The 22,978-nt window shown below is 46.8% G+C and carries 20 protein-coding genes; 19 read left to right on the top strand and 1 reads right to left on the bottom strand.

Translation table 11 applies throughout. The features are described 5' to 3' along the window. Positions 1–30 precede the first annotated feature (30 nt). The 19 genes from rpsO to rplA all read left to right on the top strand — a co-directional run bounded on the left by rpsO (position 31) and on the right by rplA (position 21,756). Positions 31–300, top strand: a complete 270-nt coding sequence (gene rpsO, locus MAF46_RS04540) for a 30S ribosomal protein S15 (protein WP_004131651.1) — start codon at positions 31–33, stop codon at positions 298–300. A gap of 473 nt (positions 301–773) precedes the next feature. Then, complete coding sequence (locus tag MAF46_RS04535; protein ID WP_060785840.1) at positions 774–3,533, top strand: polyribonucleotide nucleotidyltransferase; 2,760 nt, start codon at positions 774–776, stop codon at positions 3,531–3,533. 136 nt (positions 3,534–3,669) lie between these two features. Continuing rightward, positions 3,670–4,533, top strand: a complete 864-nt coding sequence (locus tag MAF46_RS04530; RefSeq protein ID WP_032843141.1) for an aldo/keto reductase — start codon at positions 3,670–3,672, stop codon at positions 4,531–4,533. Between the two features lie 83 nt (positions 4,534–4,616). Continuing rightward, complete coding sequence (locus MAF46_RS04525; protein WP_004133522.1) at positions 4,617–5,582, top strand: purine nucleoside phosphorylase YfiH/LACC1 family protein; 966 nt, start codon at positions 4,617–4,619, stop codon at positions 5,580–5,582. Between the two features lie 35 nt (positions 5,583–5,617). Continuing rightward, positions 5,618–6,301: a pyroglutamyl-peptidase I gene (locus MAF46_RS04520; RefSeq protein WP_060785841.1), complete on the top strand. Its 684-nt coding sequence runs from the start codon at positions 5,618–5,620 to the stop codon at positions 6,299–6,301. A 107-nt stretch (positions 6,302–6,408) separates the two neighbouring features. Continuing rightward, complete coding sequence (locus tag MAF46_RS04515) at positions 6,409–7,800, top strand: hypothetical protein (protein ID WP_020758714.1); 1,392 nt, start codon at positions 6,409–6,411, stop codon at positions 7,798–7,800. A gap of 158 nt (positions 7,801–7,958) precedes the next feature. Continuing rightward, on the top strand, positions 7,959–9,293 hold the full coding sequence (locus tag MAF46_RS04510) for a C1 family peptidase (RefSeq protein ID WP_004133519.1): 1,335 nt from the start codon (positions 7,959–7,961) through the stop codon (positions 9,291–9,293). Positions 9,294–9,720: 427 nt separating this feature from the next. Then, positions 9,721–10,905, top strand: coding sequence for a 3-deoxy-7-phosphoheptulonate synthase (locus MAF46_RS04505; RefSeq protein ID WP_004133517.1), 1,185 nt, complete (start codon positions 9,721–9,723; stop codon positions 10,903–10,905). Between the two features lie 417 nt (positions 10,906–11,322). Beyond that, the gene (locus MAF46_RS04500) at positions 11,323–11,814 is read left to right on the top strand and encodes a hypothetical protein (RefSeq protein ID WP_060785842.1); all 492 of its coding nucleotides are present in this window, start codon (positions 11,323–11,325) and stop codon (positions 11,812–11,814) included. Between the two features lie 40 nt (positions 11,815–11,854). Continuing rightward, complete coding sequence (gene mtnN, locus MAF46_RS04495; RefSeq protein ID WP_060785843.1) at positions 11,855–12,556, top strand: 5'-methylthioadenosine/S-adenosylhomocysteine nucleosidase; 702 nt, start codon at positions 11,855–11,857, stop codon at positions 12,554–12,556. A gap of 273 nt (positions 12,557–12,829) precedes the next feature. Then, entirely contained in the window at positions 12,830–14,041 is a 1,212-nt protein-coding gene (gene pstS, locus MAF46_RS04490; protein ID WP_081090829.1) for a phosphate ABC transporter substrate-binding protein PstS, read from the top strand. Between the two features lie 82 nt (positions 14,042–14,123). Beyond that, on the top strand, positions 14,124–15,086 hold the full coding sequence (pstC, locus tag MAF46_RS04485; protein ID WP_060785845.1) for a phosphate ABC transporter permease subunit PstC: 963 nt from the start codon (positions 14,124–14,126) through the stop codon (positions 15,084–15,086). Then, positions 15,083–16,108, top strand: a complete 1,026-nt coding sequence (gene pstA / locus MAF46_RS04480) for a phosphate ABC transporter permease PstA (RefSeq protein WP_060785846.1) — start codon at positions 15,083–15,085, stop codon at positions 16,106–16,108. The genes pstC and pstA overlap by 4 nt, the downstream gene beginning before the upstream one ends. A gap of 61 nt (positions 16,109–16,169) precedes the next feature. Further along, positions 16,170–16,949, top strand: coding sequence for a phosphate ABC transporter ATP-binding protein PstB (gene pstB / locus MAF46_RS04475; protein WP_004131665.1), 780 nt, complete (start codon positions 16,170–16,172; stop codon positions 16,947–16,949). A 297-nt stretch (positions 16,950–17,246) separates the two neighbouring features. After that, a complete protein-coding gene (locus MAF46_RS04470) occupies positions 17,247–18,641 on the top strand; it encodes an NCS2 family permease (RefSeq protein ID WP_004131666.1) in 1,395 nt (464 codons plus the stop codon). 483 nt (positions 18,642–19,124) lie between these two features. Further along, entirely contained in the window at positions 19,125–19,646 is a 522-nt protein-coding gene (rplJ, locus tag MAF46_RS04465; protein ID WP_004112001.1) for a 50S ribosomal protein L10, read from the top strand. A gap of 96 nt (positions 19,647–19,742) precedes the next feature. Further along, complete coding sequence (rplL, locus tag MAF46_RS04460) at positions 19,743–20,126, top strand: 50S ribosomal protein L7/L12 (protein ID WP_004112006.1); 384 nt, start codon at positions 19,743–19,745, stop codon at positions 20,124–20,126. A gap of 487 nt (positions 20,127–20,613) precedes the next feature. Next, positions 20,614–21,045: a 50S ribosomal protein L11 gene (rplK, locus tag MAF46_RS04455; RefSeq protein ID WP_004112010.1), complete on the top strand. Its 432-nt coding sequence runs from the start codon at positions 20,614–20,616 to the stop codon at positions 21,043–21,045. Positions 21,046–21,060: 15 nt separating this feature from the next. Next, positions 21,061–21,756, top strand: coding sequence for a 50S ribosomal protein L1 (gene rplA / locus MAF46_RS04450; RefSeq protein WP_004118314.1), 696 nt, complete (start codon positions 21,061–21,063; stop codon positions 21,754–21,756). 85 nt (positions 21,757–21,841) lie between these two features. Here the strand turns inward: rplA and MAF46_RS04445 are convergent, their stop codons facing one another. Then, positions 21,842–22,939 carry a helix-turn-helix domain-containing protein gene (locus tag MAF46_RS04445; RefSeq protein ID WP_060785847.1) on the bottom strand — a complete coding sequence of 366 codons (1,098 nt, stop codon included), beginning with the start codon at positions 22,937–22,939 and terminating at the stop codon, positions 21,842–21,844. Positions 22,940–22,978 lie beyond the last annotated feature (39 nt).

Here is a 22,978-nt window from a genome sequence, read left to right as displayed (position 1 = left end):
ACCGCGCAGTAACTACATAAGGAGGACGCCGTGGCATTAACGGCTGAAGATAAGAAGAACATTATCAACGAATACGCAACGCACGAGGGTGACACGGGTTCCCCAGAGGTTCAGGTTGCTTTGCTCAGCAAGCGCATCTCCGACCTTACCGATCACTTGAAGGAACACAAGCATGATCACCACTCTCGTCGTGGTATGATGCTCATGATTGGTGACCGTCGTCGTCTTCTTGATTACTTGAAGCGCGTAGACATTAATCGCTATCGTTCTTTGATTGATCGACTCGGATTGCGTCGATAAGTCTTTTTGCCCGAGCGTAAGCTCGGGCTTTTGTATTTATGCATCTGTATTTATGCGTATTGTTTATGCAATTCTAGTGAATTTAGTGTGTTTGAAGTAGAATTAAAAAGCTTGATTAAATGGCTGAATTTGAGGTTTGAAGATTTAAGTTTGAAGATTTAAGATTAACGATTTAGATTCTAAGCTAAATAATTTAAGAATAATTGATTTAAGGTTAAATGATTTAGTATTTAAGCGATTTAAGATTTAAGTGATTTAGTTTTAGCAAGTTCTTAAGTTTGTGGGATTTATAACTGAAGAATAAAACATAATTGAATATGGATGATTGAAGTAACCGAAACAAAAAACTACGAAATGTTGGTTATGCATTTTGCAAAGATTCGCGCGGATGTTAGGTAAAGGTAACAAAAAAGCGAGTCTGCCAATGACGACGCATGTTGGTTGATTAGGTAAGTTAAGAAAAGGAGGAACCCGTGGAGGGTCCCGAAATTAAGGCTGTAGAAGCCGTTATTGATAATGGTTCATTTGGAAAGCGTACGCTACGCTTTGAAACTGGTCGCCTCGCTCAGCAGGCTGACGGTGCTGTTGCCGCATACTTGGATGATGATTCCATGATTTTGTCGACGACGACTGCAGGATCTAGTCCAAAAGAAAACTACGATTTCTTCCCACTGACTGTGGATGTGGAAGAAAAAATGTACGCTGCTGGTAAGATTCCAGGATCTTTCTTCCGCAGAGAAGGACGCCCGTCAAATGAGGCAACGCTTGCGTGCCGTATTATTGACCGCCCGTTGCGCCCGCTTTTCCCACACACTTTGCGTAACGAAGTGCAAGTTGTAGAAACGATTTTGGCAATTAATCCAGATGATGCTTACGACGTTATTGCTTTGAACGCTGCATCTGCTTCTACTATGATTTCTGGTTTGCCATTTGAAGGTCCAGTTTCTGGTGTGCGTTTGGCTTTGATTGATGGCCAGTGGGTTGCATTCCCTCGTTGGAGTGAGCGTGAGCGTGCTGTATTTGAGATTGTTGTTGCTGGTCGCGTTATTGAAAATGGCGATGTTGCGATTGCAATGATTGAAGCTGGCGCTGGTAAGAATGCTTGGAATTTGATTTATAATGAGGGTCAAATTAAGCCAGATGAGGAAGTTGTAGCTGGAGGCTTAGAAGCCGCAAAGCCGTTCATTAAGGTTATTTGCGAAGCGCAAAATGAGTTGAAGCGAATTGCGTCTAAGGAAACCAAGGAATTCCAGCTGTTCCCAGAGTATACGGATGAGCTTTATGCAAGAATCGATGAGATTGCTCATGCTGATTTGAACGAGGCTCTTTCTATTGCAGAAAAGCTTCCACGCCAAGACCGCATTGCGGAGATTAAAGAAGGCGTGCGCGAGGCGATTGCGCAAGAGTTTACTGATATGGACGAAGCCGAGAAAGAAAAGGAACTCGGCAATGCGTTCAAGGAGTTGCAGCGCCAGATTGTTCGTCGTCGTATTTTGACGGAAGATTACCGTATTGACGGCCGCGGCTTGCGCGATATTCGTACGCTTAGTGCAGAAGTTGATATTGTTCCTCGCGTTCATGGTTCTGCGCTCTTCCAGCGCGGCGAAACCCAGATTTTGGGCGTAACTACTTTGAACATGCTTAAGATGGAGCAGCAAGTGGATGCGCTTTCTGGCCCACAAACCAAGCGCTACATGCACAACTACGAGATGCCTCCATACTCCACTGGCGAAACGGGTCGCGTTGGTTCTCCAAAGCGCCGCGAGATTGGTCATGGTGCTTTGGCAGAGAAGGCTTTAGTGCCAGTTTTGCCAAGCCGCGAAGAGTTCCCATACGCCATTCGTCAAGTATCGGAAGCTATTGGTTCCAACGGCTCTACGTCTATGGGCTCTGTGTGTGCTTCTACGCTTTCCTTGCTCGCTGCTGGCGTTCCTTTGAAGGCTCCAGTTGCTGGCATTGCTATGGGCTTGGTTTCGGGAGACGTTGATGGCAAGCACATCTTTAAGACTTTGACCGATATTCTTGGCGCAGAAGATGCGTTTGGAGATATGGACTTTAAGGTTGCTGGTACGTCTGAATTTATTACTGCTTTGCAGCTTGATACTAAGCTTGATGGCATTCCAGCAGACATTTTGGCTGCTGCTTTGCAGCAAGCTCACGAGGCGCGCACGACTATTCTTGAAGTGATTAACGAGTGCATTGATTGCCCAGCAGAGATGAGCCCATTTGCTCCACGCATTATTACAACTACGATTCCTGTAGATAAGATTGGCGAAGTAATTGGCCCTAAGGGTAAGATGATTAACCAGATTCAAGAAGAAACTGGTGCCGAGATTGCTATTGAAGATGACGGTACTGTGTACATCTCTTCCGAAGGTGGCGAAGCTGCTCAAAAGGCTAAGGAAATCATTGATTCTATTGCAAATCCACGTATTCCAAAGGCTGGCGAGACTTTTACTGGCAAGGTTGTTAAGACTACGAGCTTTGGTGCTTTCGTAAACTTGACTCCTGGAAGCGACGGCCTGTTACATATTTCCCAGATTCGTAATCTTGCTAACGGTGAGCGCATCGACACCGTTGAAGATGTGCTTAAAGAGGGAGATACCGTAGAAGTAATCGTGCAAAGCGTAGACGAGCGCGGCAAGATCTCTTTGGCAATTCCAGGTTTTGAAAATCAAGAGTCTTCGGCGCCAGCGCCTCGTGAAAACCGTGGTCGTGGATCTCGCGAAGATCGTGAAGATAGGGATGATCGCAGAAGTGACCGTAGGCGTGCTCCACGCGACGATAGGGATGATCGTGGAGACAGAGGAGATAGAGATGATCGTCCTCGCCGCCGTAGCGTTCGCGATGATCGCGATTCGCGCTATGACGATAGGGAAAATCGTTCTGATCGTTCCAGCCGCTACGATGAACGCTCTTCTAGAAGGGATGATCGCAGAAGCGATCGCTACGATAACAACGATTATGAAGACCGTCCTCGCCGCCGTAGCGTTCGCGACGATCGCTATGACGACCGAGATGATAGCTCAAGCGAGCGCGCAGAGCGTTCCGATCGTTCAGACGACCGCGCAGAGCGTCCTCGTCGCGGATCGGATCGCAGAGTGAGCGACCGCAATTTGCGCTACGCTGCAGACGACGATCACTACGATGAGTACCGCGCTGCTCGCGAGGAGCGCTCTGAGCGCCCTCGTCGCAGAATCCGCCGCGATTTTGACCCATTTGACGAGGATTAATCGCAAGCTAATCGCAAGATAAAGACGCAAGCGCATAAGCGCCTAGTCATATAAAATAAAAAATCTAAATGCCTTCAAGTTGCTTTTTGCGCTTGGGGGCATTTTGAAACATTTGAAGTATTTGAACAGGAGCAAAATGGCCATGAATCGCACTATAGGATCGTTTAACACTACAGCTATTGGCTTTGGCGAGATGCCATTAACGATTGAAAACAATCTTGGACACAGTATGGGCATTGAAACAATCCACGCGGCTCTAAACGCTGGATGCACGCATATAGATACGGCATGGGCGTATTATTGCTCGGGCGGCGAGGAGCAAACTGGCGAAAAGCTTGTGCGCGAGGCATTGGATAGCTGGAATGGAGACAAGTCTTCGATTCTTGTTGCAACAAAAGTCGGTCACTTCCGCAACTTTACAGATGGCAAGCCAACGTGGGGTAAAGATGGAAAGCCAGAGCATTTAATTGCGCACGCTAAAGAGTCTGCAATGGCTCTTGGCGTAGATACGATTGATTTGCTTTACTTCCACAGGCCAGATCCAGAAGTTCCATACAACGAGTCGATTGAAGCAATGCAACAGCTGCTTGATGAGGGAGTCGCGCGAGAAATCGGCATTTCTAACGCATCTGTTGAGCAGATTGACATTGCGCGTGAGATTTTGGGAGAAAATCTTGTTGCTGTTCAAAATCAGTATTCTCCAGTGCATCTAGAAAACGAAGACACGTTGCAATATTGCAAGAAGCTTGGAATTGCGTTTGTTTGCTGGAGTCCGCTTGGAGGGTTCCGTCACCCGTATGACGAACATCTTTTTGACCCATTCCGCAAAGTTGCAAATGATCACAACGTTAGCTATCAACAGGTTGTTTTGGCTTGGGAGCTTGCTAAGGGAAACAATGTTTTTGTTATTCCAGGCGCGCATAGGCCAGCTACGATTTTAGATAGCTTAAAGGCTGCAGATTTGCAATTAAGCGATAAAGAATTAGCTTATTTGGGTTAGTCTAATTGTGATTAACTTTTACATAAAATAAGTTGTTGCATCAAATAAGACAAAACGAATAAGACAAAACGAAAGCGAATAATATGCAAGAAACTAGCGTAGCAGGAATGCCACTTGCGCATGAAGACGAAGATGGCTTGCCAATTCCAGTGACAATTCCAGTGCCACTTGGAGCACGCGCTCATGCTGTTTTTACAACACGATTAGGTGGAATTTCCGAAGGTGCGTTTGCGTCGCTTAACTTAGGTGGCAAAGCTGGTGACGATGCTAAATCTGTGTTTAGCAACCGTTGCGCTTTGCAACGCGCGCTTAAATCTGACTTGTGCCTTGTTAGCCAAGTTCACGGAAATAGCGTTTTTGATGCAGATTCAATAGTTGATTCGTGGAACACTCCGTACGGATTTGATGCTACAGGTTTTGCAGATTCACACGCTAAAATCGAAGCGGACGCGCAAGTTTCAACTGCTTGCTCGCTTGCTTTAGGAATGTTTGCTGCAGATTGCTTGCCAGTTTTGCTTGCAGATAGTGAATCTGGCGTAATTGCTGCAGCGCATTGTGGCAGAAAAGGCTTAATGGCTGGCGTGCTTGATTCTGTTATTGAAGCAATGTGCGAAAAGGGAGCCGAACGCTCGAATATAACAGCTGTTTTAGGGCCATGCATTTGTGGTGATTGCTACGAAGTTGGCGAAGAAATCGCGCGCGACTTTGAACGCCGATACCCACAAACTGTAACGCAAACGCGTTTTGGTGGACTTGGAATTGATATTGCAGAAGCTGCTCGCATTGATTTAGCGCTTGCAGGAGTTGCAAACATTGTCGACGCTTTGCCGCGTGTTACTGCTGCCACACAATATTTGGCTAAAGATGAAGAGTTGCAAACGATTTGTAAGGTAGACGGCGAAGGCGAAGCGCTGGAAAGTCGCCTTAAGGCGTTGCAAAACCCAATGTGTACGCTGGAAAATCCATTATGGTATTCTCACAGGCGCGCTGGTCTTGCAGGAAAATCTCACGAAGGACGATTGCTTGCGCTTGTAGTTAAAGACAAGTAAAAGCTATTGTTAGAAAGCTATAGAAAGCTATTGTTATGAATCAAATTAACGTAGTGATTTCTGGGTTTGGGCCATACGAGGATTTAAGCATAAATCCTTCGCACGAAGTGCCGCTAGTTCTTGAACACGCCAAAAATGGCGATTTGCTTGCGGATTTTGATCTTCCAGAAGATGTTAGCGTAAAAATCACGTCTGTAATGTTGCCAATCAGCTTTGCAAATGCTTGGCCGCATCTTTTAGAAACGATTAACGCGCAAGACGCGGATATTGTAATTGCAACAGGCGTAAAGCACGCGGCTCGTGGAGTGCAACTAGAACGATGCGCTACAAACATAATGGATGCAAATAAGCCAGACGTAGATAACCACACTCCTCAAAGCGTATCAATCGTTGAAAATGGGCCTGCTGCGTACTGGACTAGGCTGCCGCTAAGAATGATTCTAAACGATTTTGCTCATAGTGGGATTGCGTCTACGCTAAGCTCGGATGCAGGAACATATGTTTGCAATTCGCTGTTTTATAGATTGCTAGATTGGGCGTCGAATAATTCTAAAAAGCACATAATTGCAGGGTTTGTAAGTTTTCCGCCAGTGGTTGCGTTGCATGATGCGCGCCACGGGCTGCCATTGGACGCGCAAATAAAAGCTGGAAAAAGCATAATTTGCGAAGCTGTAAATTACTATATGAAACCTTCGTCTTCGGGAATATTGCTCAAGTAGTTTGCGCGACACGCTCGAGTGTTTTAGCAACTAAAGTGATAGTGTTATTGCTGATGGAGTGTGCACGATAAGTAGTAGTCGTGCGGGGGTTTGTGAAAGGAATAAACATGGTGCCAGATCGTTTCCCAACTGCTTTGCGAGGGTACGACAAAGATAAAGTCAACGAAGCCTTTACCAACTATGAGCGCACAATATCGCGTTTGCGTGAACAAGTGCGATCTAGTGACGAATCTATTCTTCAATTGCAAGCACAATTGCAAGAAGAAAAAAATAATGTAAAACGCGCAAAAAGCGGAAATACTTTTGCATCTTTGGGCGCAAATGCGCAACAATTACTTGCTTCGGCAGAGCAAACTAGTGCGCAATTAATTGAGCGTGCAAAGCAAGACGCTGCGTCTATTAAAAAGACGGCTCAAGCTCAGGCAGGAACTTTACTGAATAATGCAAAATTAGACGCGGAACATTTGCTTCAAGAAGCGCAAACTAAGGCAGATACGCTGCTTTCTACGGCAAGCAATAAGGCAAATCAGATGACAAGCGCTGCGAAAGAGGATTCAGAGCGTTTGCGCGAAACAACGAGTAAAGATGTTAATGCACAAAAAGATGCTGCAACGCTAGAAATCAACAATGCGCGTGAAGAGCACACGAAGCGAATGGCATCCGAAAAATCCGAGCAAGAACGCGCAATTGCACAGCTAAAGGCGGATGCAGCGCAAAAAATCGCGGAACAAAGGTCGGCTGCAAACGCGGAAATCGCACATGCTAAAGCAGAAACGAATGATCAAATTGAATCGGCTTTAGCAGAAGCAAATAAGAAGCTTGCAGATATGCAAGAGCGCGCAACAAAGATGATGGCGGATGCTCAGCGCAAGGCTGGAGAAATCACGGATGCTGCAGCTGCAAAAGCCCAAGAGATTGCAGACGAAGCGCAAGTTGAGCGCACGCGTACTCTTAGCCAAGTTAGTGCAGAAGTTGAGCAAATTAGAAACGATATTGCCGCTCAGCAAGAAGAGGCCACAAAAAAGGTGAACGAGCTTATTTCTGGTCTAAAAGAGCGTGAGCGTGCTGCGCAAGAAGAGGCGGATGCGCTTGTTGCGCGAGCGAAAACAGTGCATCAAGATGCGGATGATTATGCTGCTCAAGCGCATAAGGATGCGGATGCTCAGGCTGCGCAAATCGTTCGCAAAGCTATGCAAGATGCTACGGCTCAGGTGGAAGAGCGTAGGGCTGCGGCTCAGAAGGAGCTGGACGGCATGACGGCGCGCTTAACGCAGTTGCAGCATAGGGAAGCGCAAATCACGCAGCGCGTTACTGAGCTTAGGTCTTTGTTTGCAAACGCATTCTCGGGATTTGACTTTGGAGATGCATCTGGCAAGCAGGGCAATTCTGGCGATTCTGCAGGTGATGTTGCTTCGGAGCGTAGAGATGCGGATGCTCAAAAGCAGGCTAGAAAAGATGCACAAGCTCAAGTGGAAGAGGCGATTGCGCAGGAGTCGTGAGTTCAAGAGTCGTGAATTTCTGGCGTAGATGCGCGCGGCGTGATTTGGATGAGTGATTTGCGCGGAAAAATCGCAAGCAAGCCGCAAGATTTGCGAAAAAAGCTAAAATAAACTATAAAAAATAAACATAAAACAAGAAAAACAAGAAAGGTTATACAGTGACTGAGATCTGTGAATTAAGTGCCGAAGCTTTGCAAGGTTTGCGTGACGATTTTGACGCAAATCCATTGAATCGTTTGGCAATGAACGGCGTTACGGCTGCAGGAATCGAAAAAGTGGCGCGAAACTACGACCGCGCTCGCCTGCTGCAGCGCCGATTCTCAACGGTTGTGGATAATGGCGACGCAAGGCATCAGGATCATTCTGGTCGCTGCTGGTTATTTAGTTCTTTGAATGTTGCGCGATTTGTTGCTAAAAAATCGCTTAAAGTTAAAGATTTTGAGTTTTCGCAAAATTACGCAATGTACTTCGACAAGCTTGAGCGAATCAACTACTTCTTAAAGGATGTTGCGGCTCTTGTTCGCTCTGGAGAGCCTTCCGATTCTCGTTTATTGCAGCATTTGCTCAGTGACGTTATGGGTGACGGCGGTCAGTGGACTATGGCTATGAACGTCTATAAGAAGTATGGTGCTGTTCCTAAGGATTTGTATCCAGAAACAGAGTCTTCTAAAGACACTGGAGATATGAATACTCAGCTTAAAAAGCTTTTGCACACGGCTGTGGCTCATATGTATGCCAACGCTGCCGACATTGACAATATTATTGAGACGACTATGGCTGCGGGTCATAGGATTCTTACAATCCACTTGGGTGAGCCGCCAAAGAGCTTCGATTGGGAGTGGACAGACGAGGACGGAAAGTTCCATCGCGATGGCGAAATTACGCCAGTTGAGTTTTGGAAGAAGTACGTTACTGCTGGTTTGGAAGACTATGTTTGCTTGGTGGACGATCCACGTGCGGAGCATCCAAAGGGCAAGAAGATTGCGATTGAGCATTTGGGCAATGTTGCTGGCGGAGATGCTACGGAATATTTGAACGTGCCAAACCAGTTTATGAAGGATTGCGTGCGTAAGATTCTTGTTGAGCAGGGTATTCCAGTTTGGTTTGGTGCGGATTGCCACCCTATGATGGATCGCGATAATGGCGCGTGGGCTACGGATTTGTTTGAGTACGATCGCGTTTATGGCGTTGATTTTGATTTGAACAAGGAGCAGCGAGTGCGTTTTGCTGATTCGGCTATGAATCATGCTATGGCGTTTGCTGGAGTTGATGTTGCGGATGACGGCACGACTACTCGCCGCTGGCGTGTTGAGAACTCTTGGGGGCCAGAGATTGCCGACAAGGGTTACTTTACTATGAGCGACGATTGGTTTACTGAGTACGTGTACGAGGTTGCTGTGCCTAAGGCTCTTTTGCCAGAAGAATATAAGAAAGCACTAGAAGAACCAGCAATTGTTTTACCGGCGTGGGACCCAATGGGCGCGCTCGCCTAGGCTAATTTCACTAGGAAATTAGCCTACTCGAGCGCGCCCGAGCTTGCTCAGGTTGAAAGTCCAGTGGACTTTCAACGCAAGCGAGGACATTCGCGCGCGTAGACCGCGCGAATGCAGTGGCTTAGCTTAAGCGCATTGGGCGCTTAAGCTACTCCAAAGCGCCCGAGCCGCTTAAGGCAGAAGCATTGCTTCTGCGCACGCGCTTTGACTGATGACTTTGCGAAGTACCCCTATAAAGCATTGCAATTGCTTCTGCGCTGCGAAGACGTTAGCGCGCTTAGACCGCGCTAACGACAGGATCTGCCTTTTTCGCTTAGAGCGTAACGCACAAAGGCAGGTCGGAGCGACTACATAAACTTGTAGTGCTTTTGTAATTACGTCAAACGCTTCCACATTTAGCGCAGCTTATTTTATAGGATGGTGACAAATGGAATCTACGCCTGATCAGCGCATTTCAAGCGCAGTCAAGCAAGCTGTTGAAAACGGCATGAATCCGCTTGACTCGTCTAAATTCGAGCGCTGGGAAGACCAGGTTGGCGTAGATCGCATAATCAACCGTCGCGTGTTGGAGTTGGAGCCGCTTCCCACTCCTGCTCAAGTTCTTGGCGAGTTGCCACTTTCTCCGTATGCGCAAGATATTGTTGCCGAGTCACGCGATGAGATTCGCGGATGCCTTAACGGAGACGACGACCGCTTGCTTGTAATCGTTGGACCTTGCTCGGTTCACGACCCCGCTGCGGCTCTTGACTACGCGTCTCGTTTGGCTGATTTGCGCGCAAAGCTCGAAGGCGAGCTTTTGATTGTTATGCGCGTTTACTTTGAAAAGCCGCGCACAACAGTTGGCTGGAAGGGCTTGATTAACGACCCAGATATTGACGGCACGCACGATATTCACAAGGGTTTGCTTTTGGCGCGTCGCACGCTTCTTGGCGTTTTGGACGCTGGTTTGGCTGCAGCAACCGAGTTTTTGGAGCCGACTAGCCCGCAGTTTATTGCGGATGCGGTTAGCTGGGGGGCGATTGGCGCGCGCAACACGGAATCGCAGATTCACCGCCAGCTTGCTAGTGGTCTTTCTATGCCAGTTGGATTTAAGAACGCTACAGATGGCTCTGTTACTGCCGCCGTCAATGGCTGCCTAGCTGCTAGCCAGCATCACACTTTCTTTGGAATTGACCATCTTGGACGCGCTTGCGCTGTACAAACGCTTGGAAACCCTGATTGTCATGTTGTTTTGCGCGGCTCTAGCAAGGGGCCAAACTACGATGCATCTTCTGTTGCAGCTGCCGTTGCTTCAGTTCGATTGAGGCTTGGAGCGAATTGCGTAGCGTCTAATGGCGTTGTAATCGACTGCTCGCACGGGAATTCTGGCAAAGATGAACATCGCCAGATTCAAGTTGTGCAAGATATTGCGGATCGTTTTGCGCACGGCGAAAAGGGCATTAAAGGCGTTATGATGGAAAGCTTCTTGCAAGGCGGAAACCAAGATCCTGCGCCTTTGAGTGAGCTTGAGTACGGAAAGTCGATTACGGATCGATGCATTTCTTGGGAAGATACCGAGCGTTTGCTTAACACTCTTGCGCAGTCTGTTTCTTCTCGCCGACTTAAGTCTTGATTCGCTCCGACCTGCCTTCGAGCTTAGAGCGTAGCGCGAGAAGGCAATTCGGAGCGCTGAGCCGCTCAAACGTAAAGTCCAGTGGACTTTACGTGCGGCGAAGACGTGAGCGCGCTTAGACCGCGCGAGCGAAACATCTCATTCAGGGCGAAAAATTTCGAATCTCTACCGCGCTTAGCGTAATCGTGTAGTGCGTTTGTACCTGATTTACGGCGTGTCGTCATACAATCGCACTACATAAACACGCAGAACTGTAGTGCGATTGTACTGAATTTCCGTGTTTTTTGATACAAACGCACTACACAAACAAACAAAACTGTAGTGCGATTATATGGCGACACGCCGTGTTTTTTTTTAGTTACAAACTATTACAATAAATCCTCAAATAGTCAGCATTTTTGAACAAAGGAGTGCAAAATGTGTGAATCGCCAGCCACAAATCGCAACAGTCTTCCTAAAGATAAAGATGGCGCTTTAAGCCGCGCTCTTCCAATTGCACGATATGCGATTTTTGCGCTTTTGCTTGCTGGCGCATTTCTTCTGGCGTTTGCGTGGTATCGCGGCACTCACAGCAAAGGCTACACAGTTGTTGCCTGTTCCGCACTATGGTTTAGCGTTATTGTTCCGTTTATTACGTTGATTGTGCTTTGCGTTTTTGTGCGCGGATGGCGTCTTGTTGTTGGCTCTACGATTTGCGTTTTGCTAATAGCGTCTTTCTTTGGATTTATTGCGCTTCAAAATCAAATCATGGAGTTTTTGAATGTTCCAGCTACAAATCCTTGGTTTGAATTCACGTGCAGCGCTTTGCTAAAAATTGCAACCGCGTCTTTTGTTATTATGTGTTGTGTAAGCGTATTTTTGATTAGACGCAATGCAACGCGCGAGATTAAATACAACGCGCGAGATTAAATGCAACACATACGATTAAGATTAAAGGATGATTTGACGAATGCCTAAGTTTACAAAAATCGCCATTGTTGGCGCTATGGAAGAAGAAGTTGCGCACATTGCCGCTTCTCTTAGCAATGTTAAGCATAATAAAGCCGCCAGCTTAGATGTATCTTGCGGTGTGCTTGAATGCGAAGATGGCGGAAAAATCGAAGTTGCTGCAACAGTTGGCGGAATGGGACTTGTAAATGCTGCTGCAACTGCGCAGTATTTAATTGATACGTACAAGCCGCAGGCTGTAATCTTTTCGGGAATTGCAGGAAATCTCAATAAAAATTTGCATACGAATGATGTTGTTCTTGGAAAAACATTAAGATATTTAGACACCGACATGCGCATGATTAGTCAGTGGAAACCGTTTACAAACGAGTACCATTCAGACGATTATCTTCTTAAAACAGCAGACAGTGTTTTAACAAAGATGGGCATTAATCACATTTTGGGAACAATCGCATCTGGTGGATATTTTGTAGACACGCCCGAAAAAGTGGCGGAAGTAATTGAGGCAACTCAAGCGGATGCTGTAGAAATGGAAGGCGCTGCGATTCTTCACGTTGCTGCAAGAAACGACGTTCCAGCGTTAGTTGTGCGCGCAATGAGCGACAATGCAGACACAAAATACGAGGAGTTTCACACTTTCGACATATCCGAATACGCGGATACGGCTGCAAAAATGACGGTAAATATTGCTAGAAATTTGTAGAATTCAACACGCCGATGTGGTCGCCGACGCGTTGCACCGTCAATCAAAAGGCGAGTAGCGCTAAATGCCGCCATTTTCTAAGCTCAATCAGATTTTGGCGGCAAGGTTTTTACCCCCCTCTTAATATTGGCATCGTTAATAGAAGAAAAAGGTAATAAGAAATAAAAGATGCCAGTTTTGAACATTAGTTTAATTAATTTAAGAGGAAAATTTGCGGTAGGTTATACGAGAAACGCAGATTGGCTGGCATAATGGCAATTCTTCTTGAAAGGAATGAAGAATATGCGTAAAAATGCAGTAAAAAATGCAGTAGAAAATAGTGCAGTAAAAAATCGATCAATCAAATTGAACACAAAGTGGAATATGCGCGCGATTGCAGCAGGATTGTTAGCGTCCGCAACTTTAGTAAGCTTTGCGGCTTGTGGCGACAATATTCCTGCAAGCAGTTCGCAACCGTCCACAAATTCTTCCGCAAAAATCGTAGGAAACTTCCAAGGATCTGGTGCATCTTCCCAGCAGGTTGCTGTAGAAGCGTGGATTGCAGGATTCCAATCCAAAAATCCTGGCGCTAAAATCGCCTATAATCCAACTGGCTCAGGCGCAGGAGTTACAACATTTATGACGGGAGCCACAGCTTGGGCTGGGTCCGATAAATCGCTAAGCGACGACGAAGTTGAAAAGTCTAAGTCGGTTTGCGCTAATGGCACTACAGCTTTCGACGTTCCAGTATACGTTTCTCCAATCGCAGTAATCTTTAATCTAAAAGGCGTTTCGGATGCTGGAAAGCACATAAATATGGACGCTTCTACAATCGCAAAAATCTTCGACGGCAAGATTACGCGTTGGAACGACGATGCAATTAAATCGCAAAATCCAAAGCTAAAGCTTCCAGATAAGCCGATTACAGTTGTTCACAGGTCCGACAAGTCTGGCACAACGCAGAACTTCTTAAGCTACATAAAAGACGTTGCTCCAAGCGATTGGGCGTACGATCTTAGCGAAAATTGGCCAAATAGCGTAGGCCAGGGCGCAAAAGGCACGTCTGGCGTTGTTTCCACAATCCGCATGGCAGACGGAGCGATTGGATACGCGGACTTCTCGCAAGTTGGAAAGCTTGGAACTGTTGCAGTAAAAGTGGGAGATTCTTACAACCAGATTAGCCCAGAAGGTGGCTCTATAACCGTTAACGATTCAAAGGTTGACGAAGATGCTGCAGCAAAAGCAAAGCACCGCGTTGTTGTTAAAATAAACCACAAAACGGAAGAAAAAGGCGCTTATCCGATTGTGCTAGTTTCTTACGATATTGTGTGCAATGCGTACAAAGATGCTGCGACTGCGCGATTTGCAAAGTCGTGGCTTTCGTACGTTGTTAGCAAAGATGGCCAGGCTGCGGCTCAAGGTGCTGCTGGAACTGCGCCTTTGCCAGAAAAGCTTATGGGCAGGATTAACAAGTCGATTCAGTCAATTCAGTCGATTGGCAAGTAAAAATAGCATTTTGCAAAGATTTTAGAGTAGTCAATATATTGCTGCTGATAGCATTTATATAATGACTACAAAAGGAGCATGAGTGAGTTCTAAACAAAGAACTGAAATCAGTAAGGATGCGAACAAAAGCGGCCATTTTGCCGACCGCGTGTTCAAAAACGTGGCTCTTTTATGCGGATTGCTGATTTTAATGGTGCTTACAGCTGTGGCGCTGTTCTTGCTGTTTCAAGCGTGGCCGATTCTAGGCGCAAACAAAAGCCAAGTAAGTCAAGTATTTTTGGACTTTACTGGTGGCAAAGCGCATGATTTTCTAAGCTACGTAGCGCCGATGGTTTTTGGAACTGTTCTTATGTCTGCGCTCGCTCTGCTCTTTGCATTCTTTGTTTCGATTGGAATCGCGCTGTTTATAAGCCATTATGCTCCGCCAAAAATAGTGCCGCTTTTAAGCGGTGTTGTTGATTTGCTTGCTGCAATTCCGTCCGTAATCTACGGTCTTTGGGGCGGATTGGTGCTCGTGCCAGCAATATACCCGTTCTGGAAGTTTATTTCGCACATTTTTGGCTGGATTCCGCTTTTTGCAGGACCTGCGGCAAGTCCTTCGCGTAGCGCTGCAACCGTTAGTATTGTTCTGGCAGTTATGATTTTGCCGATTATAACTTCTATGGCGCGAGACATTTTCCAGCAAGCTCCGCGATTGCAACAAGAAGGTGCGCTCGCACTCGGTGCCACAAAGTGGGAGATGATAAAGCTAGCGGTTTTGCCGTTTGCAAAGTCGGGAATCGTCTCCGCATCTATGCTTGGTCTTGGTCGCGCGCTTGGCGAGACAATGGCAGTTCTTATGATTTTGTCTCCAGGATTCACCTTTAAATTCAACATTTTGCAAGCTTCACAAAACCAAACTATTGCAGCAAACATAGCAGCGCAATACCCAGAAGCAAACGGATTGGGTGTTAGTGCGCTTATTGCTACAGGTTTGGTGCTGTTTGTTATTTCATTCGCTGTAAACCTTATTGCTCGCAAAATCACGGGAAAGGCGAGTGCATGATGCAAAATTCGCAATCGTTACAAGCTGGGGTTGTTGGGGTTGATCAGACTATTGAAGATAGCTGCGAATCCCCAAAAATCGACTTTAACAAGTTCCGCCCAACGCGCTCTAGAATCGCAAGTCGCAAGCGAAAAGACGCGTTTATGCGCGTTCTAATCTTCCTGTCTTTTATAGTTGCGCTAATTCCGCTTCTTTCTTTGCTTTTTACGACTATTGCAAACGGCATTAAGCGATTAAATCTTGACTTTTTAACGCATAATATGACTTATGTTGTTGGTGGCGCTGCAACTGGAACAGGCGGTTACGGCGGTATTTTGCACGCCATTATTGGAACTTTGGAGATTACGCTTGGCGCAATGCTGATTTCGATTCCGATTGGAATTATGTGCTCCGTGTATTTGATTGAGTATGCGAGAGGAAGTCGCTTAGCTAGGGTGATTAATCTTGTTGTAGACGTTATGAGCGGAATTCCTTCGATTGTGGCTGGCTTGTTTGCGTTTTCTAGCTTTACGATTTTTGTGGGTCCTGGAACAATCAACGGTTTTGAAGGGTCGGTTGCGCTTTCGCTGCTTATGCTGCCAACTGTTGTTAAGTCGTGTCAAGAAATGTTAAAAATTGTGCCGAACGATTTACGAGAAGCGGCGCTTGCTCTAGGCGTTACAAAGCAGCGCATGATTACAAAAATCGTATTGCGAACCGCTTTGCCTGGCATTGTTTCTGGCTGTATTCTTGCTGTTGCGCGCGTGATTGGCGAGACGGCTCCGCTTTTAATGGCAGCTGGGTTTATTGCATCCACGAATTTCAATCTTTTTGACGGGCAAATGACCACTTTGCCAGTGTACGTTTACCAGGAGTATTCAAAGCTTTCGGCGAATTGCCCAGCTAACGCGCCATCTTCGTGCGTTACTACGATTCCGATGGAGCGCGCGTGGGCAGCGGCGCTTGCGTTGATTGTGATTGTTTTGCTGCTGAATATTGTTGGGCGAGTTGTGGCTCGCGTGTTTTCAGTAAAAGCAAAGTAAGACGAAATAATGCGAAATAAGTCGAAACAGAGCGAAATAGATTTTAGAAAGTGAGGCGCAAATGGGTCAGCGCATTGATGTTAAGCATTTGAACATTTACTACGGTGATTTTCTAGCAGTAGAAGACGTTAACATAAGCATTGAGCCAAACAAGGTTACGGCTTTTATCGGGCCTTCGGGATGTGGAAAATCAACGGTTTTGCGCACTTTAGACCGCATGCACGAGATTACTCCAGGCGCTCGCGTAGAAGGTCAGGTGTTGCTTGAAGGCCGCGATTTGTATGGCAAAGATGTGGATCCTGTGGCTGTTCGCCGAGATGTTGGAATGGTGTTCCAGCGCCCAAATCCTTTCCCAACAATGTCTATTCGAGAAAACGTTCTTGCAGGAGTTCGCTTAAATAATCGCCATATTTCAAAGCAAGACGCCGATGACCTAGTTGAGTGGGCTTTGCGTGGCGCGAATTTGTGGAACGAAGTTAAAGATAGACTCGATAAGCCAGGAATCGGGCTTTCTGGCGGCCAGCAGCAACGGCTTTGTATTGCGCGAGCTGTAGCTGTGCATCCGCAAGTGTTGCTTATGGATGAGCCTTGCTCTGCGCTTGACCCAATTTCTACTCTTGCTGTAGAAGATTTGATTAACGAGCTTAAGCGCGATTACACGATTGTGATTGTAACGCACAATATGCAACAGGCTGCGCGTGTGGCCGACTACACTGCGTTCTTTAACCTTAAGGCTGTTGGAAAACCAGGTCATCTTGAGTATTTTGCAGATACTACCACTATGTTTAACAATCCGCGCAATGCGGAGGCGGAACGCTATATTTCTGGCCGCTTTGGGTGATTTTTGCCGCGGTTTCTGGGTGATTTTTGCGCGATTTTTGCATAATTTTTGCGCGATTTTTCTTTGGTCAGCACGTGCGCGTAAGGTCGAACCTGTTCGGTTGTTCAAAGTTCTATGAGTCGTTTCTAATTCTCGCTAGCTTTCTAGAGTGTTTGTTCGGCTTGTGCTTTGCGCGCCGAGCGAGTCGCAGTAACCTCTGCGTGAATGCCCAAATGTAATTGCGTCCGCGATTGCTCAAGTGCTCTCGCCACGCTTTTTATGGTCTTTTGCGCTGTAAAACCAAGGAACAGAGAGTTTATGGAAAAGTTCTTCCATCTCAAAGAAAACGGCACGAATGTATCAACGGAGATCACTGCAGGTCTCACTACATTCTTTGCAATGTCGTACATTATTGTTGTAAACCCAATGATTTTAAGCCAAACTGGCATGCCTAAGGGTGGCGTTTTCCTCGCTACAATCATCGCAGCAATTATTGGCACGCTTGTTATGGGCTTGTTTGCTAACGTGCCTTACGCTCAAGCTGCTGGCATGGGTCTTAACGCATTCTTCACATACACAGTGTGCTTTGGCTTGCATTTTACGTGGCAAGAAGCCATGTGTATGGTGTTCTTGTGCGGTTTAATTAACATTATTATTACCGTTACCAAGATTCGTAAGATGATTATTCGTGCCATCCCAACTTCGTTGCAACACGCGATTGGTGGTGGCATTGGTTTATTCGTTGCATACGTTGGCATTATGAGCGTTGGCTTAATCACCTTTACTTCTAAAGATCCTGCAGCCGCCGCTAAGAGTAAGCCAACCGCTGCTATTCCAGGTCTTGCGGTTATGAACAATCCTATTTTGTGGCTATTCCTTATTGGACTTGTTTTGGCTATTGTTCTTACTGTTCTTAAGGTTCGCGCAAGCTTGCTTATTACGATTATTGTAACCTCTTTGATTGGTATTCCGCTTGGCTTAACTTCGCTAAATAATGCCGTTTCTGTTACGGATGCTTTTGCCCAGCTTCCAACCACCTTTGGTGCTATTTTTGGCCCGCAAGGTTTCCCTGCTCTCTTCTCTAATCCAGCACGCATTCCGCTTGTTTTGGTAACTATTTTCGCCTTCTCTATGTCGGATACTTTCGACACTTTGGGAACGTTTATTGGAACAGGCCGCAGAACTGGCATTTTCTCGGAGGCAGATGAGAAGGCTTTGGAAAACGGCTCTGGCTTTAGCTCCAAGATGGATCGTGCGCTGTTTGCTGATTCGATTGCAACTTCGGTTGGCGCAATTTGCGGTACTTCTAACACAACTACTTACGTTGAGTCTGCTGCTGGTATTGGTGCTGGTGGCCGCACTGGTTTGACTTCTGTAGTTGTTTCCGTGTGCTTTGCGCTTTCGATTGTTCTTGCGCCATTTGCTAGCGCTGTTCCTGCAGCTGCTACGGCTGGCGTGCTTGTAGTTGTAGGTTGCATGATGGCAAGCTCGTTAAAGGAGATTGCTTGGGACGATATTTCCGAAGCTATTCCTGCGTTCTTCGCCGCCGTGTTTATGGCGTTCTCTTACTCGATTTCTTACGGCATTGCCGCTGGATTCATCATGTACTGCTTAGTTATGACTTGCAAGAAGCGCGCTAAAGACGTGCATCCAATGCTTTGGATTGTTTCGCTTTTGTTCATTCTTGACTTTGTTGCTAACGCAGTTTTGTAAATCTGCTAGTTAGATATTAGTTAAGTTAGATATTAGTTAGATATTAATTTAATTAATTATTTTACGAGCGTATTTGATGCGTACGGCTGCTTGCGATTTTTCCCTTGCGATTTTTCCGCATTAGTTTGGGATAAGTCGCCAGCAACCGCGCGTGTTGAGTACGCTCTTAAATAATCTTAAATAAGTAATCTTAAGTAATATTAAGTAATCTTAAATAAAATAATATAAAGTTTGCGAAAAAATATTGACATTGTCGCAAGTAGGTATTAAACTTGCCCAACGTAAACCACAGACCGTTGGTGGAGTCGCAAGATTCCTGAAAATGATGTGTCATGCCAGCACAGGTTGAGCAGTGATTGTTGCGATTGATTTGCGATTTTTCACAAACTTTTTAACACTATGTGTTTTTTGGATGCTCTGCTGTGCGCAGGGCTTTTTTGATATGTTATTTCCATTCCAGCGGCCAATTTAGGAAGGAACGCCATGAAGAGGCCCGAAAAGGAAGCGGTAGTTGCAGAGCTTACGGATTTGTTCCGTAACGCCGACGCTGTCTACCTTACCGAGTACCGCGGGCTTACAGTTCCGCAGATTTCTTCTCTGCGCGAAAAGCTAGGCCGCGATACTTCCTACTCTGTGGCTAAGAATACGCTTGCTCGCATTGCCGCTAAGGAAGCGGGCATTGAAGGTCTTGATGAGCTTCTTGCTGGCCCAACTGCAATCACCTTTGTAAAGGGCGATTTCATTGAGGCTGCTAAGACCTTGCGTGATTTTGCCAAAGAGAATAAGACCCTCGTCATCAAGGGCGGTTTCGCAGATGGAACCGTTTACGATGCCGAAGGCGCCAAGCAGCTGGCAGACCTCAAGTCTCGCCCAGAATTGCTTTCCGAGATGGCTGGCGCGCTCAAGGGCACCATGTCCAAGGCCGCCTACCTGTTCAACGCTTTGCCAACCAAGGCAGTGCGTACTATCGACGCTTTGCGCGAGAAGCAGGAAAAGGCCGCTTGATTCCCTTGCAGCTTGCTGCATGAGACCAAAAAATAATAAAAATGTTATGGCTCTAAGGCACAAGGTGTGTCTGGCCAAGTAAGAAAGGAAGCCATTATGGCTAAGCTCACTAGCGAAGAGCTTCTTGAAGCTTTCGGTGAAATGACCCTCGTCGAGCTTTCTGAGTTCGTCAAGGCCTTTGAAGAGAAGTTCGATGTTGAGGCTGCTGCTCCTGTAGCTGCTGTTGCTGCTGCTCCAGCCGCTGCCGCTGGCGCTGCTGAGGAAGAGAAGGACGAGTTTGACGTTGTTCTCGCTTCTGCAGGTGCTCAGAAGGTTGCCGTCATCAAGGCTGTTAAGGCTTTGACTGGCCTCGGCTTGAAGGAAGCTAAGGACATTGTTGACAATGCTCCAAAGCCAGTCCTCGAGAAGGCTAAGAAGGAAGATGCCGACAAGGCTAAGGCTGCTCTTGAAGAAGCCGGCGCAACTGTTGAACTTAAGTAGTTCTAGGCTCTTTTGTTAACTTTGTTAACGCATGCGGCTGGTTGCTAGCGTGATTTGCTGGTTAGCGATTTGCTAGCGCATTAGTCGCGGATGCGTTTTGAATGCGGCAAGGTTTTTGTGGTTATCACGAATTCCTTGCCGCTTTTCGCTTCGACCTGCTTTTTCGCTTAAAGCGTAGCGCGAAAAAGCAATTCGGAGCGCTGAGCTTGCTTAAGGTTGAAAGCACAGTGTGCTTTCAACGCAAGCGAAGACGTTAGCGCGCTTAGACCGCGCTAACGACAAAAACACCAAAATTCAGTACAATCACACTACATCTTGTGTCACCAAATCGTCGCGGCAAAGTGGCATAATAGGAAAGCTTGTGACTGGAGGAGTAATCCGCTAGCACAGCACAGCAATATAAGTTGCGGGAGGATCCTTAAAACGGCTTAATATCAACGTTTTAGGGCGCCGATTTAACCGCTTCAAAAGAAAGAAGAACCATATTATGGCTCCAAAAAAGAAAGTCTCTGCGCTTATTAAGCTCGAGATTCAGGCTGGTAAAGCAAATCCAGCCCCACCACTGGGTCCTGCATTAGGCTCCCACGGCGTAAACATCATGGACTTCTGCAAGGCCTATAACGACCAGACGAAGGACAAGATGGGTCAGATCGTTCCAGTAGAAATTACTGTTTACGAAGATCGTTCCTTTACATTTATTCTTAAGACTCCACCAGCTGCTGCTTTGTTGCTTAAGGCTGCTGGCATTCCTAAGGGCACCGAGAACCCATTGACACACAAGGTTGGTTCTGTAACCAAGGCTCAGGTGCGCGAAATCGCCGAAATCAAGATGCCAGATCTTTCTGCACGAGATGTTGAAGCTGGTATGAAGATTATCGCGGGCACTGCTCGCTCGATGGGTATTACCGTTACCGACTGAAAGTGAGTGGAAAAAATGGTGAAGCGTTCTAAGAAGTATCGTGAAGCGGCTGAGAAGATTGACCGCAACAACCTTTACACCCCAGCTGAGGCTATTGCTTTGCTTAAGAGCATGCCAAAGCACGCTTTCGACGAGTCTGCTGAGGCTGTTATGCGCCTTAATGTGGATCCTCGCAAGGCGGATCAGTTGGTTCGTGGCGTTGTGAACTTGCCTAATGGCACTGGTAAAACCGCTAAGGTTTTGGTGTTTGCTCGTGGCCCAAAGGCTACTGAGGCTCAAGAAGCTGGCGCAGACATTGTTGGCGATGACGAGCTTATCGAGAAGGTTGCCGGTGGCTTCCTTGACTTCGATGCCGTTGTTGCAACCCCAGACATGATGGGCAAGGTTGGTCGCCTTGGTCGTGTGCTTGGTCCTCGTAGCTTGATGCCAAATCCTAAGACTGGCACCGTTACAATGGATGTTGCAAAGGCTGTTGCCGATATTAAGGGCGGTAAGATTGAGTTCCGCGTTGATCGTCAGGGCAATCTTTCCTTCCTGTTTGGCAAGCTTTCCTTCGACGATAAGGCTCTTGAAGAGAACTTCAAGGCTGTTGCCGATGAGATTCGCCGCTTGAAGCCTACAACCATCAAGGGTCGTTACATCACTAAGGTAACGATTACCTCTACAATGGCTCCTGGCGTTCCAGTGGATATTGCAAGCATTGCTGCGTGATTTTAGCCAAGCATAGCTGAGTAATTTTTTAGCGCTGAAAATAGTGTGTTCTTTTTTAGAGCACATTGTTTTCGGCGCTTTTGCTTTAGAGCGCAGAATCGTGGATGCGCCCAATCGTAATCGCAGTTTGCAAAACGTATGCTTCTCGCGGATCGGTGGCGTCCCAGCCTGTTGTTTGCGCAACTTTGCGCAAGCGGTATCGTATTGTGTTTGGATGCACGTTAAGATTGTGCGAAGTTTGATCTAGCGCGCCGCCAAATCGCAAGAAAGCGTCTACTGTTTGCAAAGTCGGGTCATCTGGGTTGTACGGCGCCAAGCTTTGATACACCTTAGTGTATAAGGTTTCTACGGCGGTTTCATCGCCTATAAGTGCGCGCTCTGGAAGAACGTCGTCGCAGCGGATTATTTGCGGCAAATGTGTTACAGACGGCGCAACGGCAAGCGCTGCAAGTGTTGCTGTGATTTCTTTGCATATTTTTTGCGCGCCGACTACAACTTCGCTTATGCAAACGGGTTTTCCCGACTTTTCAAACACTTCGCACATCTTGTTTAATGCTGTTGGATTTGGGTTTTCTCTTAGCGCAAGAATGATTATGTGCGAAGGCGCTGCATCTTTGCGCGAGACGCTTCCCCCCGATTTTCCGCCGATTTTCCACGTTTTTGCACGCGCGCTAATGGCGTCTAGCTGCACTCTGTCAACTATTGCATCGTATGCGCCGCATGCGCCAAGTTGCGTCCATATTGCGCGTCTTAAAGAGTCTGTGTTGTTCTGCGCCGCATGCGCGCCTGCGTTTTGCGGTGTTGGATTTGGGTTGTCGTCGTTTGCGTTCAATTCCGTTTTATACGTGCCTGCAATCGCCACGAATCGCGTATTTTCTTGCCATTGCAAGAGGTGCATTAGCGCGCTTACGCGGCTGTCGTAGATTCCGTTCATAAGGCACGTTCCGATTAGCGCGTGTAATCGCAAGCGTGTTGATGCGTCAAAAATTTTGCCGTCTCGAATGTCAAAAATTCCGAGTGCATCTTCGCTTTTTGGAGCGCATGGCATTGGCGTAAAGTTTGGTGTGGAACTTGGTGTAAAGCCTTGTGCGCTAGATTCTTCGGCAGATTCGCATGCTTCACTGCGTTCGTCATCTGGCTTTACGCTTGTAAGAATTGTAAGAAAGTCAGCGTTTTCGTCCATTCACTCCCTCAATTCTTGTGCGAATCCTCGTGTGTCTTG

The sequence above is a fragment of the Gardnerella pickettii genome (assembly GCF_029226345.1).
GTDB lineage: Bacteria > Actinomycetota > Actinomycetes > Actinomycetales > Bifidobacteriaceae > Bifidobacterium > Bifidobacterium piotii.
Note: the sequence above shows the minus strand (reverse complement) of the source record. Positions and strands in the feature narration are given on the sequence as shown.

Bases quoted from the DNA above. Each gene is read 5' to 3' on its own strand.
- MAF46_RS04530 (WP_032843141.1), top strand. From the start codon at position 3,670: ATGGCCATGAATCGCACTATAGGATCGTTTAACACTACAGCTATTGGC.
- MAF46_RS04525 (WP_004133522.1), top strand. From the start codon at position 4,617: ATGCAAGAAACTAGCGTAGCAGGAATGCCACTTGCGCATGAAGACGAA.
- MAF46_RS04520 (WP_060785841.1), top strand. From the start codon at position 5,618: ATGAATCAAATTAACGTAGTGATTTCTGGGTTTGGGCCATACGAGGAT.
- MAF46_RS04515 (WP_020758714.1), top strand. From the start codon at position 6,409: ATGGTGCCAGATCGTTTCCCAACTGCTTTGCGAGGGTACGACAAAGAT.
- MAF46_RS04505 (WP_004133517.1), top strand. From the start codon at position 9,721: ATGGAATCTACGCCTGATCAGCGCATTTCAAGCGCAGTCAAGCAAGCT.
- MAF46_RS04500 (WP_060785842.1), top strand. From the start codon at position 11,323: ATGTGTGAATCGCCAGCCACAAATCGCAACAGTCTTCCTAAAGATAAA.
- mtnN (WP_060785843.1), top strand. From the start codon at position 11,855: ATGCCTAAGTTTACAAAAATCGCCATTGTTGGCGCTATGGAAGAAGAA.
- pstS (WP_081090829.1), top strand. From the start codon at position 12,830: ATGAAGAATATGCGTAAAAATGCAGTAAAAAATGCAGTAGAAAATAGT.
- pstA (WP_060785846.1), top strand. From the start codon at position 15,083: ATGATGCAAAATTCGCAATCGTTACAAGCTGGGGTTGTTGGGGTTGAT.
- pstB (WP_004131665.1), top strand. From the start codon at position 16,170: ATGGGTCAGCGCATTGATGTTAAGCATTTGAACATTTACTACGGTGAT.
- MAF46_RS04470 (WP_004131666.1), top strand. From the start codon at position 17,247: ATGGAAAAGTTCTTCCATCTCAAAGAAAACGGCACGAATGTATCAACG.
- rplJ (WP_004112001.1), top strand. From the start codon at position 19,125: ATGAAGAGGCCCGAAAAGGAAGCGGTAGTTGCAGAGCTTACGGATTTG.
- rplL (WP_004112006.1), top strand. From the start codon at position 19,743: ATGGCTAAGCTCACTAGCGAAGAGCTTCTTGAAGCTTTCGGTGAAATG.
- rplK (WP_004112010.1), top strand. From the start codon at position 20,614: ATGGCTCCAAAAAAGAAAGTCTCTGCGCTTATTAAGCTCGAGATTCAG.
- rplA (WP_004118314.1), top strand. From the start codon at position 21,061: ATGGTGAAGCGTTCTAAGAAGTATCGTGAAGCGGCTGAGAAGATTGAC.
- MAF46_RS04445 (WP_060785847.1), bottom strand. From the start codon at position 22,939: ATGGACGAAAACGCTGACTTTCTTACAATTCTTACAAGCGTAAAGCCA.